The organism is Acrocarpospora catenulata, assembly GCF_018476525.1.
GTDB lineage: Bacteria > Actinomycetota > Actinomycetes > Streptosporangiales > Streptosporangiaceae > Acrocarpospora > Acrocarpospora catenulata.
This window is the reverse complement of sequence record NZ_JAHCST010000046.1, coordinates 1-18,903: the sequence shown is the minus strand read 5'-3', so window position 1 is coordinate 18,903 and position 18,903 is coordinate 1. Positions and strand designations below refer to the sequence as shown.

At 70.6% G+C, this 18,903-nt stretch carries 19 protein-coding genes; 10 read left to right on the top strand and 9 right to left on the bottom strand.

Annotation, left to right across the window (positions count from 1 at the left end; all coding sequences use genetic code 11):
* Positions 1–516: 516 nt before the first annotated feature.
* Positions 517–1,914: a GTPase HflX gene (gene hflX / locus KIP79_RS33125; RefSeq protein WP_250214230.1), complete on the bottom strand. Its 1,398-nt coding sequence runs from the start codon at positions 1,912–1,914 to the stop codon at positions 517–519.
* Positions 1,915–2,078: 164 nt separating this feature from the next.
* Between hflX and KIP79_RS47640 the strand changes: the two genes are divergently transcribed.
* The gene (locus KIP79_RS47640; RefSeq protein WP_308170019.1) at positions 2,079–2,627 is read left to right on the top strand and encodes an FAD-binding oxidoreductase; all 549 of its coding nucleotides are present in this window, start codon (positions 2,079–2,081) and stop codon (positions 2,625–2,627) included.
* Positions 2,628–2,830: 203 nt separating this feature from the next.
* Here KIP79_RS47640 and KIP79_RS33115 read toward each other — a convergent pair whose 3' ends face one another.
* The gene (locus KIP79_RS33115; RefSeq protein WP_214108900.1) at positions 2,831–3,511 is read right to left on the bottom strand and encodes a DUF4097 family beta strand repeat-containing protein; all 681 of its coding nucleotides are present in this window, start codon (positions 3,509–3,511) and stop codon (positions 2,831–2,833) included.
* Between the two features lie 156 nt (positions 3,512–3,667).
* On the opposite strand from KIP79_RS33115, the gene aceB reads away from it, so the two are divergent.
* The 6 genes from aceB to KIP79_RS33085 are packed head-to-tail and all read left to right on the top strand — an operon-like array spanning position 3,668 to position 10,094.
* Entirely contained in the window at positions 3,668–5,254 is a 1,587-nt protein-coding gene (gene aceB, locus KIP79_RS33110; protein WP_214108899.1) for a malate synthase A, read from the top strand.
* Complete coding sequence (locus KIP79_RS33105; RefSeq protein ID WP_214108898.1) at positions 5,251–6,684, top strand: FAD-linked oxidase C-terminal domain-containing protein; 1,434 nt, start codon at positions 5,251–5,253, stop codon at positions 6,682–6,684. Before aceB ends, KIP79_RS33105 begins: the two co-directional genes overlap by 4 nt.
* Positions 6,684–7,904: an FAD-binding oxidoreductase gene (locus KIP79_RS33100; protein WP_214108897.1), complete on the top strand. Its 1,221-nt coding sequence runs from the start codon at positions 6,684–6,686 to the stop codon at positions 7,902–7,904. Before KIP79_RS33105 ends, KIP79_RS33100 begins: the two co-directional genes overlap by 1 nt.
* Positions 7,904–9,130 carry a (Fe-S)-binding protein gene (locus tag KIP79_RS33095; protein WP_214108896.1) on the top strand — a complete coding sequence of 409 codons (1,227 nt, stop codon included), beginning with the start codon at positions 7,904–7,906 and terminating at the stop codon, positions 9,128–9,130. Before KIP79_RS33100 ends, KIP79_RS33095 begins: the two co-directional genes overlap by 1 nt.
* Entirely contained in the window at positions 9,127–9,867 is a 741-nt protein-coding gene (locus KIP79_RS33090; RefSeq protein ID WP_308170017.1) for an IclR family transcriptional regulator, read from the top strand. The genes KIP79_RS33095 and KIP79_RS33090 overlap by 4 nt, the downstream gene beginning before the upstream one ends.
* Before the next feature lie 14 nt (positions 9,868–9,881).
* Positions 9,882–10,094 (top strand): DUF2277 family protein, encoded by a 213-nt coding sequence (locus KIP79_RS33085; RefSeq protein ID WP_214108895.1) that lies wholly within the window; start codon positions 9,882–9,884, stop codon positions 10,092–10,094.
* A 7-nt stretch (positions 10,095–10,101) separates the two neighbouring features.
* Here the strand turns inward: KIP79_RS33085 and KIP79_RS33080 are convergent, their stop codons facing one another.
* From KIP79_RS33080 to miaA, 4 genes are all read right to left on the bottom strand, one after another.
* On the bottom strand, positions 10,102–10,860 hold the full coding sequence (locus tag KIP79_RS33080) for an HNH endonuclease family protein (protein ID WP_308170016.1): 759 nt from the start codon (positions 10,858–10,860) through the stop codon (positions 10,102–10,104).
* A gap of 180 nt (positions 10,861–11,040) precedes the next feature.
* Positions 11,041–13,323, bottom strand: coding sequence for a tetratricopeptide repeat protein (locus KIP79_RS33075; RefSeq protein WP_214108894.1), 2,283 nt, complete (start codon positions 13,321–13,323; stop codon positions 11,041–11,043).
* 133 nt (positions 13,324–13,456) lie between these two features.
* Positions 13,457–14,278 carry a diaminopimelate epimerase gene (gene dapF, locus KIP79_RS33070; RefSeq protein WP_214108893.1) on the bottom strand — a complete coding sequence of 274 codons (822 nt, stop codon included), beginning with the start codon at positions 14,276–14,278 and terminating at the stop codon, positions 13,457–13,459.
* Positions 14,266–15,177 (bottom strand): tRNA (adenosine(37)-N6)-dimethylallyltransferase MiaA, encoded by a 912-nt coding sequence (gene miaA / locus KIP79_RS33065; protein ID WP_214108892.1) that lies wholly within the window; start codon positions 15,175–15,177, stop codon positions 14,266–14,268. Before miaA ends, dapF begins: the two co-directional genes overlap by 13 nt.
* 62 nt (positions 15,178–15,239) lie before the next feature.
* Here miaA and KIP79_RS33060 point away from each other — a divergent pair, with 62 nt between their 5' ends.
* Positions 15,240–15,467 (top strand): antitoxin, encoded by a 228-nt coding sequence (locus tag KIP79_RS33060; RefSeq protein WP_250214229.1) that lies wholly within the window; start codon positions 15,240–15,242, stop codon positions 15,465–15,467.
* 57 nt (positions 15,468–15,524) lie between these two features.
* Positions 15,525–15,839 (top strand): antitoxin, encoded by a 315-nt coding sequence (locus KIP79_RS33055; RefSeq protein WP_214108891.1) that lies wholly within the window; start codon positions 15,525–15,527, stop codon positions 15,837–15,839.
* Between the two features lie 202 nt (positions 15,840–16,041).
* Here the strand turns inward: KIP79_RS33055 and KIP79_RS33050 are convergent, their stop codons facing one another.
* The 3 genes from KIP79_RS33050 to KIP79_RS33040 all read right to left on the bottom strand — a co-directional run bounded on the left by KIP79_RS33050 (position 16,042) and on the right by KIP79_RS33040 (position 18,486).
* Positions 16,042–16,557 carry a methylated-DNA--[protein]-cysteine S-methyltransferase gene (locus KIP79_RS33050; protein WP_214108890.1) on the bottom strand — a complete coding sequence of 172 codons (516 nt, stop codon included), beginning with the start codon at positions 16,555–16,557 and terminating at the stop codon, positions 16,042–16,044.
* A gap of 644 nt (positions 16,558–17,201) precedes the next feature.
* On the bottom strand, positions 17,202–17,726 hold the full coding sequence (locus KIP79_RS48695) for a hypothetical protein (RefSeq protein WP_214108889.1): 525 nt from the start codon (positions 17,724–17,726) through the stop codon (positions 17,202–17,204).
* Between the two features lie 157 nt (positions 17,727–17,883).
* A complete protein-coding gene (locus KIP79_RS33040; protein ID WP_214108888.1) occupies positions 17,884–18,486 on the bottom strand; it encodes a CAP domain-containing protein in 603 nt (200 codons plus the stop codon).
* A gap of 114 nt (positions 18,487–18,600) precedes the next feature.
* On the opposite strand from KIP79_RS33040, the gene KIP79_RS33035 reads away from it, so the two are divergent.
* A partial coding sequence (locus KIP79_RS33035; RefSeq protein WP_214108887.1) for a hypothetical protein occupies positions 18,601–18,903 on the top strand: 303 nt, incomplete at its 3' end.

Genomic DNA, 18,903 nt, shown 5'->3' with positions numbered 1-18,903 from the left:
ACCATCCATGACGACGTCTCTGGGGACGCCGGGGAAGCCCAGCGTACGGGCGCCGCGCCCGCCGGGTCCGCTCCGTGTCCGGACGTCATTGGGGGGTCTCCTGCTCTCATCGCGCACCGGGTTGTGCGATGACGGATCGCCGTGAGGGTCGCCTCGGCGATTTCAGTTCAGTTACGTTATTTCACAGGTCGGCTCGCTGTACAGGGTTATTGAGAAGAACGCCGGTTCGCCTCCCTGGCATCCGGTTGACCCGTCCTTCTCCCCCGTCACTCCGGAGTCCGTCTCCCCAGCTCAGACCCGGCAAAAGCACCCGCACCCCAGGTGTCACTGCAGTCACTGGTGTCATCGTGGTACCCGCGCAAGATTGTCGCGTAAGGCTTGGCTTATCCTAGCAACGCCGATCCGTTGCGGCCAGAGCCGTTCTCCGGCCGCTTTCGGGCAAGCCTCCCCGAATTCTCCGATTTGTCACCAAGAGACAGTAAAGAGCCGGTTTAGTCCGGTGAGGAATGGGGCAGTCTAGACCGTTTCTACCGGTTTGGCCACACGATCGAGCTCGTGGAACAGACTGGGCAGCACCCGCGCGCGGAGGATCGTGCCGTCCCCGGTGTGCTCCAGCGACAGCACCTCGCCCTCCTTGTGCGCCCTGGCCACCAGGTCGCCCCGGTCGTAGGGCACCAGCACGTGCACCTCGTGGTCCAGCCGGGGCAGCTCCCGCTCGATCAGCGCCATCAGCTCGCCGATCCCGGCGCCGGTCCGCGCCGACACCACGATGCTGTGCCGCTCGCGCATGGTCAGCCGGGCCAGCACCACCGGATCGGCGGCGTCGGACTTGTTGACCACGACGATCTCCGGGATGTCCTTGGTACCGGGGATCTCGGCGATCACCTCACGCACCGCGGCCAGCTGGGACTCCGGATCGGGGTGGGAGCCGTCCACCACGTGCAGGATGAGATCGGCGTCGCCGACCTCCTCCAGGGTGGACCGGAACGCCTCGATCAGCTGGTGCGGCAGGTGGCGCACGAAGCCCACCGTGTCGGCCAGCGTGAACAGGCGCCCCTCGGGCGTGCGGGCCCGCCGCACGGTCGGGTCGAGGGTGGCGAAGAGCGCGTCCTCGACCAGCACGCCCGCGCCGGTGAGCCGGTTGAGCAGGGAGGACTTGCCGGCGTTGGTGTATCCGGCGATGGCCACGGCGGGCACTTCGCGGACCTGGCGCCGGTGGCGCTTGGTGTCCCTGGCGGTGGACATCTCCTTGATCTGCCGCCGCAGCTTGGACATGCGCTCGCGGATGCGCCGCCGGTCCAGCTCGATCTTCGTCTCACCGGGACCACGGCCGCCGATGCCGACGCCGCCCGCGGCCCGGCCGCCGACCTGCCGGGACAGGTTGCCACCCCAGCCGCGCAGGCGGGGCAGCAGGTACTGCAGCTGGGCCAGCTCGACCTGGGCCTTGCCCTCGCGGCTCTTGGCGTGCTGGGCGAAGATGTCCAGGATCAGCGCGGTGCGGTCGATGACCTTGACCTTCACCACCTCTTCCAGCTGCCGGAGCTGGCCGGGGGTGAGTTCACCGTCGCAGATGACCGTGTCGGCGCCGGAGGCGGCGACGATGTCACGCAGCTCGGCGGCCTTGCCTGAGCCGATGTAGGTGGCCGAATCGGGCCGGTCGCGGCGCTGGATCAGGCCCTCCAGGACCTCGGATCCCGCCGTCTCGGCCAGCAGCTTCAGTTCCTGGAGGGAGTTCTCGGCGTCGAAGACGGTCCCGCCGGTCCACACCCCGACCAGGACCACCCGCTCCAGCCTGAGCTGCCGGTACTCGACCTCGGTGATGTCTTCGAGCTCTGTCGAGAGACCGACGACCCGCCTGAGCGCCTGGCGCTCCTCAAGTTCGTAATCGCCGATGTCTTCTGGCTCGTTCCGCATATATGCCATCTCTACTAGCTCAACAGTCCGACACCGTGGTGTCTTCCCCTCGATGGTGGCACGACACCTCAAGATCGCGCATCCTGATAAAGCCCCAGTAGCCGTCAAGTCGCTACCCAGTCAGTCCCAGCTCATCGGCAACCGGCCCCTCGCACGATACGGGCGTGAACGACTTCAGCGATGTGATCAAGGGGCAGGTGCTCCGCCCCGGGGACGACGATTTCGCCACCGCGCTGCTGCCCTTCAACCGGGCCGTGGACCAGAGCGGCGTACGGGCCGTGGTGATCCCCGAGGACGCCGACGACGTGGCCGCGACGGTACGGCACGCCGGCCTGGCCGGGTTGTCGGTGGTGACCCAGCCGAGCGGGCACGGCGCGGCCGAGGGGCTGGACGGCGAGGTGCTGCTGCGCACCCACCGGCTGCGCGGCGTGACGGTGGACCCCGAGCGCCGGGTGGCCCGGGTGGAGGCGGGCGCGCAGTGGGGCGAGGTGCTCCAGGCCACCGCCAAGTACGGCCTGACCGGCAGCTCCCCCGTGGTCAGCGTGACCGGGTTTCTGCTCGGCGGCGGCCTGAGCTGGTTCAGCCGCCGCCACGGGTTCGGCGCGAGCGGCGTGCGGGCCCTGGAGGCGGTGACCGCGGACGGCGTCCCGGCGCGGGTCACCGCCGACTCCGACCCCGACCTGTTCTGGGCGCTGCGCGGGCGGCGGCGGTGACTTCGCCCTGATCACCGCGGCCGAGATAGAGCTGTTCCCGGCCCCCGAGCTCTACGGCGGCCGCCAGATCTGGCCTGCCACCAGGGCCGCCGCCGTGCTGGACGCCTTCCGCGAGGTCACCGCGACAGCGCCGGAGGAACGGCCAGGTGGCCGTGGGCGCCTTCCCCGTTCTCCCCTAGATCCCGAAATTTCGGGACTCAAGGTCATACGAGGATCTTGGCGTCGCCCGAGCCCGTCTTGATGACGATCTTGCGAGTGGCGGCGGGATCCTCGGTGACCTGGACGGTCCTGTCGCCGGAACCGGTGTTCAACTCCACGTTGTAGGCGCCCTTCGGCACGTACAGCACGCCGTTTCCCGATCCGGTCTCCAGGGTGGCCTGATCGGGCGGCGAGACGTACCGCAGCTCGATGTCGCCCGAGCCGGTGTTGGCCAGCGCGGTCCTGCCGCCCAGCCCCCTGGCTTCGATGTCGCCGGAGCCGGCGGACAGGTCGAGCGGGCCGGACAGCGAGCGCAGGGTGATGTGCCCCGAGCCGGTGTCGATCTTCACCCTGAGCCCCTTGGGCACCTCGACGTGGTAGTCCACCGAGCAGTCCCCGCAGTCGTACTCCAGCATCAGCGTCTCGCCGTCCACCCGGTGCCCGCCCTCCGGTCGCTCGCCCCGGTAGTGCACGGTCTCGGTGACCTTGATCCCGGTCCGGTCGGACTCGTTGACCACCACGTCCCCCGCCCCGGTGTTCACGCTGAGCGCGGTCACCTTGTCGCTGACGTCGTAGTCCTGTACGGCCTGCGAACGGCCGAAGTTCAGATCCATCCCACACCCGGACAACACCAGGCCGGCCCCCATGACCGCCCCTGCCAGGGCCAGCCCCTGCTTCACTCTCATGTTCCCGATTCTCCGTACGGCACGGGCCTGCCGCCCATCAGGGATGCCCCCCATACCGCCCTGAGGGCGACCCCCGGATTGCTTCCCAAAATGCCATCAAGTAGCGTCGATTCCGCTGGACAGAATATTTTTTCCGCATTACGGAAAGGACGTGCCATGGACGGCGTCGAGATCAAGGGCCCGATGGCGGACCGGTTCGACGAGATCCTCACGCCCGAGGCCCTCTCCTTCGCGGCGGCCCTCCAGCGTGAGTTCGACCCCCGCCGCCGCGAACTCCTGGACGCCCGGCAGGCCCGGCAGGCCGAACTGTCAGCTGGGGGGACTCTGGATTTCCTGCCCGGGACCGCCGCCATACGGGAGGGTGAGTGGCGGGTGGCGCCGCCCGCGCCCGGTCTGGAGGACCGCCGGGTGGAGATCACCGGGCCGGTGGACCGGAAGATGACCATCAACGCCCTCAACTCCGGCGCCAAGGTCTGGCTCGCGGACTTCGAAGACGCCAACGCTCCCACCTGGGAGAACACCGTCCTGGGCCAGCTTAACCTGCGGGATGCGCTGGACCGGACCATCGATTTCGAGAGCGGCGGCAAGACCTACGCGCTGAAGGCCGACGCCGAGCTGGCCACCGTCGTCGTCCGCCCGCGCGGCTGGCACCTGACCGAGAAGCACGTGACCGTGGACGGGCAGCCGTTCTCCGCGTCGCTGTTCGACTTCGCCCTCTACTTCTTCCACTGCGCCCGGCGCCAGCTGGCCAAGGGCCGGGGGCCGTACTTCTACCTGCCGAAGATGGAGTCGCACCTGGAGGCGCGGCTCTGGAACGACGTCTTCAACCGCGCCCAGGCGCTGCTCGGCCTGCCCCGCGGCACGATCCGGGCGACCGTGCTGATCGAGACCTACCCGGCGGCCTTCGAGATGGAGGAGATCCTGTACGAGCTGCGCGAGCACTCGGCCGGGCTGAACGCCGGACGCTGGGACTACCTGTTCAGCGTGATCAAGAAGTTCCGCACCCGGGGCCGGGAGTTCCTGCTGCCCGAGCGGAACGCGGTGACCATGACCGCGCCCTTCATGCGCGCCTACACCGAGCTGCTGGTGCGCACCTGCCACAAGCGCGGCGCGCACGCCATCGGCGGCATGGCGGCGTTCATCCCGTCCCGCCGCGACCCGGAGGTCAACCGGGTGGCGCTGGAGAAGGTGCGGGCGGACAAGACCCGCGAGTCGGGCGACGGCTTCGACGGCTCCTGGGTGGCCCACCCCGACCTGGTCCCGGTCTGCCGGGAGGTCTTCGACGGCGTGCTCGGCGAGCGCCCCAACCAGCTGGACCGCCTCCGCGAGGAGGTCAGCGTGAGCGCCGAGGACCTGCTCTCGGTCGCCAAGACGCCCGGCGAGATCACCGAAGCCGGCCTGCGGAACAACGTGGACGTGGCGCTGCGCTACCTGGCCGCCTGGATGGGCGGCAGCGGCGCGGTGGGCATCCACAACCTGATGGAGGACGCGGCCACCGCCGAGATCTCCCGCTCCCAGATCTGGCAGTGGATCCACAACCAGATCGAGCTGGCCGACACCGGCGCGGTGGTCACCAAGGAGCTGGTGGAGCGGATCATCGAGGAGGAGCTGGCCGCCATCGCCGCCGAGCCCGGATATGATCCCGCGCGCTACGAGCAGGCCACGGCCCTGTTCAAAGAGGTCGCGCTGGACGATGATTTCGCCGAGTTCCTGACCCTGCCCGCGTACGCCAGGATGCCATGATCGCGACGCTTGCCCAGCGACTTAAGGCGGTGCTGCCGGACCAGGCGGTGATCACCGATCCGGTCCGGCTGCGCACCTACGAGTGCGACGGCCTCACCTACCACCGCGCCACGCCCGGCGTGGTCGTGCTGCCCGAGTCGGCGGAGGAGATCGCCGCCGTGGTCCGCCTGTGCCAGGAGTTCCAGGTCCCGTTCGTGGCCCGGGGCTCCGGCACCGGGCTGTCCGGCGGCGCGCTGCCCCGCTCCGACGGCGTACTGATCGTGACCTCCCGGATGCGCCGCATCCTGGACATCGACCTGCCCAACCGGCGCGCGGTGGTGGAGCCGGGGGTGACCAACCTGGCCATCACCGAGGCGGTCAGGGACGCCGGGTACTACTACGCCCCCGACCCCTCCAGCCAGCAGATCTGCTCCATCGGCGGCAACGTCGCGGAGAACTCCGGCGGCGCGCACTGCCTGAAGTACGGCTTCACCGTCAACCACGTGCTGGCCCTGGAACTGGTCACCCCGGACGGGGACATAGTGGAGCTGACCGAGCTGGACGACGGCTACGACCTGCTGGGCGCCTTCATCGGCTCGGAGGGCACCCTGGGCATCGCCACCAAGATCACGGTACGGCTGTCGCGGGCCCCGGAGACCGTCACCACCCTGCTGGCCGCGTTCGCCACCATCGAGGGCGGCGGCACCGCCGTGTCGTCGATCATCGGGGCCGGGATCGTCCCGGCCGCCATCGAGATGATGGACGCGCTGGCCATCGAGGCCGCCGAGGCCGCGGTGCGGTGCGAGTACCCGGCGGGGGCCGGAGCCGTGCTGATCGTGGAGCTGGACGGTCCGACGGCCGAGGTGGCGCGGCAGTTCGCGGCGGTGGAGCGGATCTGCCGGGAGGCGGGTTCCTTCGAGATCCGGGTCGCCGCCTCGGCGGAGGAGCGGGCGGCGATCTGGCGGGGCCGCAAGTCCGCGTTCGCGGCGGTGGGGCGGATCAGCCCGGCCTACATCGTGCAGGACGGGGTGGTGCCGCGCACCGCGCTGCCGGAGGTGCTGGCGGGCATCGACAGGTTGCAGGAGGAGTTCGGCATCCGGGTGGCCAACGTGTTCCACGCCGGGGACGGCAACCTGCACCCCCTGGTGCTCTTCGACGACGCCGAACCGGGGCAGGGCGAGCGGGCCGAGACGGTGAGCGGCCGCATCCTCGACCTGTGCATCGAGCACGGCGGCTCGATCACCGGCGAACACGGCGTCGGCGTCGACAAGTCCCGATATATGCCGAGAATGTTCACCGATGACGATCTGGCGACCATGCAGCTGGTGCGCTGCGCCTTCGACCCGGGGTACCTGTCCAACCCTGGCAAGATCTTCCCGACCCCACGCCTGTGCGGCGAGGTGCCCCGAGTCAGGAAAGGCCCGCACCCGCACGAGGCGGAGCTGTTCTGATGGCTGACGAAGCGCTGGCGAGCACCGGCGTGACACTCCGGCCGGCCGGCGCGCAGGACGCGGTCGCCGGCGTGCGCCCGCGCTGGGTGGCGCTGCCGGAGAGCACCGAGGAGGTCGCCGCGCTGCTGCGGGTGGCGGCCGAGCGGGACCTGGCCGTGGTCCCGGTGGGCGGGGGCACCAAGCTGGACTGGGGCCCGCCGCCGGAGCGCTGCGACCTGCTGGTGGACCTGTGCTGCCTCTCCGAGGTGGTCGAGCACGTGGCCGGCGACCTCGTGCTCCGGGTGCAGGCCGGGATCACGCTGGAGACGCTGCGGGACCGGCTGGCCATCGCCGGCCAGGAACTCGCCCTGGACGTGCCCGTCCCCGGCACCACGGTCGGCGGCCTGCTCGCCACCGCCCTGGCCGGCCCCCGCAGGTTCCGGTACGGCACCGCCCGCGACCTGCTCATCGGCATCACCGTGGTGCTCGCCGACGGCACCGTCGCCCGCTCCGGCGGCAAGGTGGTCAAGAACGTCGCCGGCTACGACCTGGGCAAGCTCTTCACCGGCTCGTACGGCACGCTGGGCGTCATCACCGAGGCCAACTTCCGCCTGCACCCGCTGCCGCCCGAGCGGCGCTGGGTGACCGCCGAGTACGGCACCGACGTCCGGCGGGGCCGCGAGCTGCGCCGGGAGTTCCCGGTCGACCCCGGCCCGCTGCTCCAGGAGCTGGCCGCGTCCCAGGCCGAGCCCACGGCCATCGAACTGGACTGGGCGGACTCCGGGGACGTCTACACACTGTCCGTCCTGGTGGAGGGCGCGGCGGCGGAGGAGCGGGCCGAGGCCGTACGGGCGATCATGACCGGGGCGGAGCTCGGCGACAAACCGCCCGCCTGGTGGGGACGGCTGCCGGAACACGTCACGCTGGCGGAGATCCGGGTGCCCCCGGGGGTGGCCGGACAGGCCGTCCGGGAGGTCGCCGGGGCCGATCTTCCCGGGCGGCGGCTGCGCGGGTCGGCCGGGGCCGGGGTCTTTCACCTCGGCCTGCGGGACGGCGCGGGGGTGACCGGCATCCGTGCCCGGCTGGCCCCGCTCGGCGGGCGGGTGACGGTGCTCGCCGGGCCGGACGGCGGGGCCGACCGGTGGGGGCCGATCGGCGCGCTCGGCCTGATGCGCCGGGTCAAGGAGCGGTTCGACCCGGACCGCCGGATGTCACCGGGCCGCTTCGCGGGAGGGATCTGATGGACGCCGAACTGATCAAAGACTGTGTGCACTGCGGGTTCTGCCTGCCGACGTGCCCGACGTACGTGCTGTGGGGCGAGGAGATGGACTCCCCGCGCGGGCGCATCCACCTCATGGACCAGCACGTCCAGGGCACCCCGCTCACCCCCGAGATGGCCGGTCACTTCGACGCCTGCCTCGGCTGCATGGCCTGCGTCACCGCCTGCCCTTCCGGTGTCAGGTACGACCGCCTGATCGAGCTGACCAGGGCCGAGGTGGAGCGGGAGCACGTGCGGCAGCCGCAGGAGCGGGCCATCCGGGGCATCGTGTTCGCGCTGTTCCCCTACCCACGCCGGTTGCGCCTGCTCAAGCTGCCGATCAGGCTGGGCAGCCGGATGAAGACCTTCCTGACCCGGGTGCACCCCTCCCTGGGCGCGATGGCCGAACTCACCCCGCCTCCGGCCCGCCGCGTACGGCTGCCCCGGCGGGTGGCCGCACGAGGGCCGCACCGGGCCACGGTGGGCCTGCTCACCGGCTGCGTGCAGGGCGAGTTCTTCCCGGGCGTCAACACCGCCACGGCCAGGGTGCTGGCCATGGAGGGCTGCGACGTGGTCATCCCGAAGGACCAGGGCTGCTGCGGCGCGCTCTCCCTGCATTCCGGGTACGACGGGCGCAAGTTCGCCAAACGGGTCATCGCCGCCTTCGAACGGGCGGGCGTGGACACGGTCGTGGTCAACGCGGCCGGGTGCGGGGCGGCCATGAAGGAGTACGCCGAGTTGCTCGCCGACGAACCCGAGTGGGCGGCCCGTGCCGCCGCCTTCAAGGTGCGTGACCTGGCCGAGTTCCTGGTCGAGCTGGGTCCCGTCGCCAAGCGGCACCCGCTGGAGCTGACCGTGGCCTACCACGACGCCTGCCACCTGGCCCATGCCCAGGGCGTACGGGCCCAGCCCAGGGAGCTGCTGCGCGGCATCCCCGGGCTGAGCATCCGGGAGGTGGCCGAGTCGTCGATCTGCTGCGGCTCGGCCGGGACCTACAACCTGTTCCAGCCGGAGCCCGCCAGGGAGCTGGGCGACCGCAAGGCCGCCAGGGTCCGGGACACCGGCGCCGACCTGCTGGTCTCGGCCAACCCCGGCTGCACGCTGCAGATCACCGCCGCCATGCGCCGGGCGGGCGAGCAGCCGATCCCGGTGGCGCACACCGCCCAGGTGCTGGACGCCTCGCTCCTCGGGCGGCGGGTGGTCGCGTGAGTGTACAGAGCGTGGACCGGGCGCTGGACATCCTGGAGGCGCTGGCCGACCTGGGCGGGGAGGCCGGGCTGACGGAGATCGCCGTGCGGACCGGCCTGCCGTACGGGACGATCCACCGGTTGCTGCGCACGCTGCTGGCCCGCGGGTACGTGCGGCAGGAGTCCGACCGCCGGTACGCGCTGGGCGGGTCGCTGGTCCGGGTCGGCGGGGTCGCCGAGGGCATGGTGGGCGGCTGGGCGGAGCCGTACCTGGCCAAGATGGTGGAGTTGTCCGGGGAGACCGCCAACATGGCGGTGCTGGAGGGCGACTTCGTGGTGTACGTCGCGCAGGTGCCCTCGCCCCGGCGGTTGCGCATGTTCGCCGAGGTCGGGCGGCGGGTGCTGCCGCACAGCACGGCGGTGGGCAAGGTGCTGCTGGCCGAGCGTCCCGACGCGGCCTCGGTGTTCGCCAGGACCGGGCTGCCGCGGCGGACCGAGCACACCATCACCAGCGTGGCGGCGATGCTCGACGAGCTGGCGGCCGTGCGGGAGCGCGGGTACGCGATGGACCTCGGCGAGGAGGAGCTCGGGGTGCACTGCCTGGCCGTGCCGGTCTCCGACGGAGATCGGGTGGTGGCGGGGATGTCGGTCTCCGGGCCCGCCGAGCGGATCGCCGCCCTGGATCGGGAGGAGCTGGCCCGGGAGCTTCGCAAGATCGCCGACGACTTCGGCACCGAGGTGTTCGGTTCGGGGCGGTAGGTACGATCAGGGGCATGTGCCGAAGCATCAAGACCCTGCGGCCGCCCTTCACCGATGAGGTCACCGAGGACGACATCCGCGCGGCTGCCCTCCAGTACGTGCGGAAGATCTCCGGCTTCCGGGCGCCCGCCGCGCACAACGCCGCCGCCTTCGACGAGGCGGTGGCGGCGATCACCGAGGCCAGCACGACGCTGCTGGCCTCGCTTCAGGTGCGCGGCGCACGCTGATCCGGGGTCAGGCGCACTGGTCGAGCATCGCCTGCTTGTCGGGGGCGGTAACGGGCAGTTCGTACTTCAGGGCAACCTGGGCGAAACGCACGGCGTAGGAGCACCGGATGCGGCGTGTGGGCGGGAGCCAGGTCGCCGGTCCTGAGTCGCCCTTGGAAGCGTTCATCGAGCCGTCCACGGCTAACAGGTTGAGCGGATCGTTGCTGATCTGCTTGCGTTTGGCGTCGCTCCAGCGGGAGGCGCCCATCTGCCAGTCGTAGGACAGCGGCATGATGTGGTCGATCTGGACCTTGGACGCGGCTTCCTTCCGCCAGGTGATGGTGGTCTCGGTGTACGGGTCGAAGATCTTCATCTCGACCACCACACAGTTCGAACCGTCCCGGAATTTCATGTCCTGGCCGTCGCGCTGGAGGATGTCGTTCCGGGTGTCGCAGCCGTTGCGCGCGAGCGGGATGTCGTCGGCGTTGTCCGCCCAGGCGTACCCGAACTTGTCCCGGTCGTACCCGGTCTTGGTCCCGCGCCCCTTCGTGGTGACCTGCTCGATCAGGTCCCGCGCGGCCTTCTTGTCCTGCTCCGAAGTGATCGGCGCCAGCCCCGGCTTCGTCCCATCCGGATTGTCCAGCGGGTTGGTCCCGCCCCCGTCTCCCTTCCCACCCGCCTGGGCCTCTCGCCCAGGCGTCTCCAGCCCAAGATCACTAGCATCCAGGGGCGCACAACCGCCCACTAGGACAACCGCCATCACGATCCCGACGATCGCCTTGCGCACCGGCCACTCCTAGGTCAAAGAATCACCAACCTAGGTATAGCAAATGCCCAAATTTCCCACTATCAGGCGCTATGCCGCGCTTCGGTGTGCCGGAAGTGGAGGGATTCGATCACGCGCATGGGCGTACCAATGAAGTGGCCCCGAGACATCGCGTCTCGGGGCCACTTCATTGGAGCTTGGCTACAGGCCGTACTCCTTGACGATGTGTTCGTGGCGTTCGGTCTCGACGCCCACCTCGCGGGCGAGGTCCAGCCAGGCCAGCGGGTGGACCCACTGTTCGGTGGCGTCGTCGAGGACCGCGTCCAGTTCGGAGGGGTCGACAGTGGGGGGCACGGCGATCCAGCCGAAGACGCCGGGGAGGGGCTCACCGGTGCCGGGGTGGGTGACCTTGTAGTTGTCGTCGCTGTAGACCCACATCGGCCAGCCACGCTCGGCCATCAGCTCGTTGAACTCGGCCCACTCTTCCTCGCTGGGCGCGGCGCCGTCGAAGAACCAGCTGGTGTAGCCGCCGGGCCGCAGGATGGTGACCCCGGCGAACGGGATGACGAAGCTCTCCCGTTCGGCCTCGGTCTCCGGGATGGGCTCCAGCGGACGCGGGTCCACCACCACGATGTCCCCGGCGTTGTACTCCATGCCACGCGGCTGCGGGATGGCCAGCCGGGCGGTGGCGGGCCCGGTGCGCACCGCGAGCACCTCGCGCTGGCTGCCGTCCGGGGCGGGCAGGATGGCCCGGATCAGGTGCCACTCCTCCTCGATCGGCCCCTCGGTGGACTGCAGCGGCATGCCCAGCTTGGCGGCGGCCTGCCGGACGGTGGCCCAGTCCTCGGTGGCGGTGGCGAGCACGATCACCCGCCAGACGTCCTCCTCCTCACCGATACCGGCGTCCATTACCGGCTTGAGGATCTCGCCGGCCTTGACGTTGTCGCCCAGCTGCTGCACGGCGCCGGACCAGAGCCGGCGACCCTCCAGCTCCGAACCCCCGGCGACGGCCAGCTCGGCCTCGGCGGCGGTCTCCGCCCAGCGCTCGCGGGCCCGGTAGAGCCGGGCCAGGGCCAGGTGGTTCTCCGGCTCGGGCAGCCGGGCGGCCAGCTCGACCACCCGGTCGTCCTGGTCGGCCTCGATCAGCAGCCCGGTCAGGTAGGCGATGTCCTCCTGCTCGGCCTTGGCCGGGTCGCCCTTCTCCACCACGGTCTGCCAGTAGATCTCGGCGCCCACCGGCGCGTACCCCAGGAAACCGAGGGTGGTGGTGTGCCGCCGGGTGGCCTCCAGGTCGGTGCCGGAGAGCGGCCAGAGCCAGCCCACCCAGGCCTCGGGGTTGGCGACCCGGCCGTCGGCGGCGTCGAAGTACTGCACCAGTTCCTCGCGCGGCCCGGGCGGCGCGGGCTCGGCGGTCTCGTCGGCGGCGGACCGCAGCTGGGCGATCCGCTCCGGCAGCCCCTCGGTGGAGGTCAGGTCGGGCAGCACCGCCTCGGCCAGGTCGGCCAGCTGGCGGGCCTGCCAGATGCCCTGCCGGGCCACCGCCAGGTAACCGGCGGTGAGCGCCAGCTCGAACCGGGCCCGGTGGCCGCCCATCGTCTCGAAGTAGCTCATCCACTGGCGCAGGATGCGGCCGAGCTGCCAGGAATTGGCGATCGACCCGGTGATCGACAGCAGCCGCACCACGGCGGCCCACTCCACCCACTCGCGCGGGTGCTCGCCCACCACGTCCAGATCGGGCAGCGCCTCCACGGCCTCCTCGATGCGGCCCAGCTCGGTCAGGATCGCCGAGCGCAACAGGGCCTCGCGGCGCGCCTTGGCCACCGGGTCGTCCGGCTTGAGGCCGGTGGCGGCCTCGAGTGCGGCCAGCGCGTCCTCCCCCCGCTCGGCGGCCAGCAGCGCGCGGGCGGACTGGGCACCCAACTCCCAGGAGGCCTGCCGGCCTGCGGCGTTCAGCCGCTGCACGGCCGCCTCCGCGTAGGCGACGGCTTCGGCGGGGGTGCCTGCGTCGAGCAGGGCCGCCACGTACTGCGTGGTGAGACCGGAGAAGGCCAGCGAGTCAGGAGCCACCTCGCCCAGCGCGCGGCCCAGGATGGCCAGCCGTTCGGAGGCGTAGCCGGGACCGTCGGTGTTGCCCAGGGTGATCGCCAGCGCCTCGGCGGCGGCCGAGGCGGCCGGGCAGTCGCGCACGTCGGAGCGTTCCGCGAACTCGGCCAGCTCGCGCGCGTCGGGCAGCGCGACGGCGCCGTTGGCGCGGTCACCCACCCGGCCGATCACGTGCCAGTACCGGGCGAACAGCTCCAGCCAGGGCTGTTGCAGCTCCTCCGCCTGCTGGGCGACGGCCGGGGCCACGACGTCGAGCTGGCCGTACCGCCCCTCCAGGGCCTGGGCGGGCACGTCGCCCAGCGCCATTGCCAGGCCCGCGTTTCCGGCTTCATGTAGTTGCCGCTGGGTGCCACCCACCCAGGACCAGATGTCAACGTCCATGAGGAGTCAGTCTGCCAGGTCACCGACCCTGGCCCAAACGCGTACACGGGCGCGCCTTGAGCTTGCGTCTCCAGGGACACGAAGTACGCAATTGACGCGATTTTTCGGGCTTTATCGGCTTATGTGGTGACGTTTACGCCCAGGGTTCGGAGTCGGTGTACTCGCCGGTGGCGACCAGGACCGCCGGGCCGCTGAGGTAGCTGGTGGCGCCGTCCAGGGTGATCTTGAGGGTGCCGCCCAGGACCCGGACCTTCCAGATCCCGGTGCGCTCCCCGGCCGCCCAGGCCGCCGCCACGGCCGTGGCCACCGCGCCGGTGCCGCACGAGCGGGTCTCGCCCGAGCCCCGCTCGTACACCCGCATGGACACCGCGTGGTCGCCCACCGGGTTGATCAGCTCGATGTTCACCCCGTCCGGGAAGACCGAACGGTCGTACCAGGGCTGCGCGGCCAGTTCCAGCTCGGTCACCGGGTCGTCGATCACGCAGGCCAGGTGCGGGTTCCCCACGTTCACCACCAGCCCGCGATACTCCCGCCCGTTCAGCGTGGTACGGCTCTCGCCGAGCACCGCCGGCAGGCCCATGTCCACCGTGACGTCGCCGACGGGGCCGAGGCGGACCCGCTTGATCCCGGCCCGGGTGGCCACGCCGAACTCCCCCGGCTCGGCGAGACCGTTGTCCACCAGGTATCGGGCGAACACCCGCATGCCGTTGCCGCACATCTCGGCCAGGCTGCCGTCGGCGTTGCGGTAGTCCATGAACCACTCGGCCCTGGCCGCCTGCTCCTCGGCCTCCGGCACGAACTTCGTCGGCACGACCCGGAGGATGCCGTCGCCGCCGATGCCCGCGCGGCGGTCGCAGATCCGGGCCACCAGGGCGGCGGAGGGGTCCAGCCGCCCTTCGGGGTCGGGAACGATGACGAAGTCGTTCTCGGTGCCATGCCCCTTCACGAAGCGCATGTCACCAGCCTAGCGGCTTGATCGACAAGGTCGTCGGCGTCGTACGGCAACCAGCGCACCCGGGGGTCGCGGCGGAACCAGGACTCCTGGCGGCGGGCGAACCTGCGGGTGGCCCGGACAGTCTCGGCCTGGGCCTCCGCCTCGGTGCACTCGCCGGCCAGGAAGCGGAGCACCTGGGCGTACCCGAGGGCGCGGCTGGCGGTCAGGCCGCCGGCCAGGCCCTGTTCCCGGAGACGGCGCACCTCGGCCACCAAGCCCGCCGTCCACATGCGCTCGACCCGGATCTCGATGCGGCGGTCCAGCTCCGGGCGGGGGATGTCCAGGCCGAGCTGCACGCTGGGATAGACCGCTTCGTAGGAGGGCATGGTGGCGGAGAACGGGCGGCCGGAGAACTCGATCACCTCCAGGGCGCGCACGATCCGGCGGCCGTTGCTGGGCAGGATCGACTCGGCGGCCACCGGGTCGCGCTCGGCCAGCAGGGCGTAGAGGGGGGCGGGGCCGTGTTCGGCCAGGTCGCGTTCGAGGCGGGCGCGGATTTCGGGGTCGGTGCCGGGGAACTCCAGCTCGTCCAGGGCGGCTCGTACGTACAGGCCGGAGCCGCCGACCAGGATGGGCAGCACGCTGCGGGACCGGAGGTCGTCGATGAGCGGGCGGACCAGTTCCTGGTACTCGGCGACGCTTGCCGTGTGGTCAACGTCCCATATGTCCAGTAGATGGTGTTGGACACCTTTTTGTTGGGGGACGGTCAGCTTGGCGGTGCCGATGTCCATTCCTCGGTAAAGCTGCATGGAGTCGGCGTTGATCGCCTCACCCCCCAGCCGCAGCGCCAGATCCACGGCCAGGTCGGACTTTCCGGCCGCCGTGGGGCCCACGACGGCGACTACTGGTAGTTCGCCCACCCGGTAAGTGTCCCAAGCTCACGGGTAACAATGAGACGTACGGTGCCACATCGTGCCGTGAGATGGGGGATTTCACGATGTCGATGTACGACAAGGCCAAGGACAAGCTGGGCGAGAAGGCCGACAAGGCCAAGGACGCCGCGAACAAGGGCGTCGACAAGGCCACCGAGGCGGCTCGGGAGAAGACCGGCGGCAAGTACGACGAGCAGATCGACAAGGCGGCCAACAAGGCCAAGGACGCGACCCGTAAGGCTGCCGACAAGGCTGGGAAGTCGAAGCGCGACCGCTGAGTCGCCTGCGGGGGACACGAGGGGAAATTCACCAACGGGTGATATACGGGGGGAACGATGTCTTTCTTCGACAAGGTTCGGGAGATGCTCGGCGGCGTTGGTCACAAGCCGCGGCACACCTCCAACCAGAACATGGGCACGCCCCGAGGCCAGACCCAGCAGGGCCAGACGCGTACCCAGTCCACCGGAACCCAGTCCGGTCAGAAGCACGAAGGCATGCGCGAGAAGCTCGAGGACGCCGTCAAGAGCGGAATCGACACCGCGGCCCGTAAGGCGGACCAGATGACCGGCGGCAAGTACCACGACAAAATCAACAAGGGCGCCAACGCCGCCCGCAACGCCGCCGACAAAATCGACGGCAAACCCGACTAACCCTCCCCAACGGAGCCGTCCTTCCCGGACGGCTCCGTCGCTTACGCACCCGGACCGTCGGCTACCGCCCCGACGCACGAAGGATTGGTTGCCGGGGAACCCCCACCCACCCACCCGTGTGACCCTCCGGGTCCGGGCCCGGCTCCGCCGGGAGGGTCGGCTGCCACCCCGGTGTTCGGGAGGATTGCTTGCCGGTGTGGGGTCAGAACAGAGTCATGGGGAGTTGGCCCTCGTGGGTGAGGAGCCAGCGTTTGGATTCGAGGCCGTCGCCGCCGCTGAAGCCGCCGAGGCCGTCGCCTGCCAGGACGCGGTGGCAGGGGACGATGATGGGGATGGGGTTGCTGCCCATGATGGCGCCGATGCCTCGGGCGGGGACGCCGGTTTCGGTGGCCAGGTCGCCGTAGGTGAGGGACTTGCCGTAGGGGACGGTTTCGTACAGGAGGCCGAGGACGCGGCGTTGGGCGCGGGTTGTCAGGCGCCAGTCGAGGGGGACCGTGAACTCGCGGAGGGAACCCGCGAAATAGGCGGCCAGTTCGGAGCGGGCCTGTTCGGTGCGGGCGGGATCGTCGGTGACGGTCAGGCCCAGCCGGTCGGCGAAGCGTTCCCGGAGCCGGGGTGAGTCGCGGAACGCCGTGCCGGCCACTCCCACCGGGGTGACAACCGCCAGAACCATGCCCAGCACGGTCGGCACGGTGCCGAACGCGACCGTCTCTTCCATGACCCCCATTCTGCTCTCCCCCACCGACAGTTCCGGTACTCCGGAAACCTCCCCCACCGACAGTCCCGGTACCCCGGAAGCCTCCCCCACCGACAGTCCCGGTACCCCGGAAGCCTCCCCCACCGACAGTCCCGGTACCCCGGAAGCCTCCCCCACCGACAGTCCCGGCATCCCGGAAACCTCCCCCGCCCATCAGCCGCGCGTGCCGGAGCTGGGCGTCGACGCGACGCCGGGCGGCGTCGAGCCTGTCACTGACAGCCCCGGCGCCCCGGAAGCCTCTCCAACCGACAGTTCCGGCGCCCCGGGAGCCTCCCCCACCAGGCGGCTCCGGTGGCCGGAAAGCCAAGTGGCCCGTGCGGAAACCGCCCCGCACGGACCAACTTGGGCGACAGATGTTCCCTGTCAGCATGCGTTGAAACCAGGCGAGGCGGGCATATCTGCCCGCCTCGCCGGATATCTGGGGTGTGGAGCCTGGACGGCTATGGCCTTGCCGACCGGGTGCCACACGCAGGGTCAGTCACAGGGAACACAGGAATCCCGAATCCGGGGAACCCGCGGGAACACAGCGAACCCGAGGAACACATCGAACCCGAGGAACACATCGAACCCGAGGAACACAGGGAACCCGGGGGAAACACACGGGATCAGTAGCCGCCTACTGGGCCCTGGGGTTCGACGGCGCCGGCGCCGTTGCCGCGGTCGATCTCGTCGAGGTTGTCGCCGGGGGCTTGGGTGGGCTTCGGCTTGGTGGAGGAGGGATTCTTGGGGGCGGTGGCTGAGGGGTCCTTGGCGGTGTTTCCGCTGTTGCCGCCGGAGTTGCCTGCCGGTTGGCCGGTTCCGCCGCCCTGGGCGGTGCCGGACTGGTCGGGGTTGGCGGCCTCGCCGGAGCCGGGCTCGTCGGCGGGGGCCTCGTCCGCGGGCTGCTCCTCGGCGGACAGTTCGTCGGCCGGAACGTCCGAGGACGAGGTGGGCGGGGTGGCCGGGTTCTGCTGCGCGGCCGGGGCGTCGTTGCCCGTCACCGCGTACACGATGCCGCCCCCGGCCAGGGCCGCCACCAGCACGGCGGCGCCGAGCAGGACGGTCCGGGGGTTGCCCCGTGATCGGGGCCGCTTCCGGCCGTTGGGCGCGGGAGGACCCTCGCCTATGTGCATGACTTCAGTACGATCCATGATCGAAACTCCTGGGGGTGCTGTTGTGAGGGAAGCCTCACGGCTTCCCGAGGGTCCCGCCAGGTTAGCCAAAATGCGAAAGGGATGCACAAAAATGGCGTTTTAGGTAGATTTCGGGGCAAATCAGCGGCAAATCAGGGGCGAACCGGGGGGCGAATCAGCGGTACCCGAAGTCCTGGGTCCACCAGGGCCCGCCGACCCCGAGCCGTACCCCGACCCCGATCGCCCGCAACCGGCAGTTGACGAGGTTGGTCCGGTGCCGGGGACTTTCCAGCCAGGCGTTCACCACCGCCCGCGCCCCCCGCGGCCCCTGCGCGAGGTTCTCCGCGGCCGGATACGCGTACCCCGCCTCCTTGATCCGATCCCAGGGCGAGCGCCCGTCAAGGGACTCGTGACCGAGATAGCCCCGCGCCGCCATCTCCGCTGAGTGCCCCCGCGCCGCCACCCGTAACCTCTCGTCGGTACGCAACGGACGGCACCCCTCCCGCCGCCGGACCACGTTGGTCAGCCGCACCGCCTCGTCCTCCGCCGACCGCATGGCCGCCGCCGTCCGGCTCTCCCCACCGGAACCGGCCCGGATCCCATCCGATTTGGTCGCCTTACGCCGCGGCGTATCCCGCTCCCCGTACGGTGTGGGCACGACGAACGAATCCACCGGAACCGGCGACTCCTCGGTCAGATCCCCGGCGGCGACCACCCCGTTGCCCCCGCATCCGCCGACGACGGCGACCATCATCACGGTCACCAGCGTGCGGGGCATGGGGAAACCTCCTGCGGACGTCTTCACGAATATCCGCGCCGCTCGCGCGGATGAGCGACCACACTAGCCCCAGTAACGAATTCGCCGCACAAGAATCACGAAAGAGTCACGACATTGCCGGACTTCTCTCGATCACCTGCCACCTGGCCCAGGACGTTACTGGCCGCCACGGGCGCCGCCACCGTGCTCGTCACCGCGGGCACCGGCATCTGGCTGGCGATCAACTCCGGCGACGCCCCGCAACCGCTCTTCCCCCGCCCGGCCGCGCTGTCCGATCAGACGTCCGACCAGGAGGCGTTCGCACCGGCCGGCCCCACCCCGGCGGCAACCTCGCCCACCCCCTCCGCGACGCCGTCAGCCCACCTGGGCGCGGTCGCGGGCGGCCTGCTCGGCTCCACCGCAGATCGGAAGGGCGTC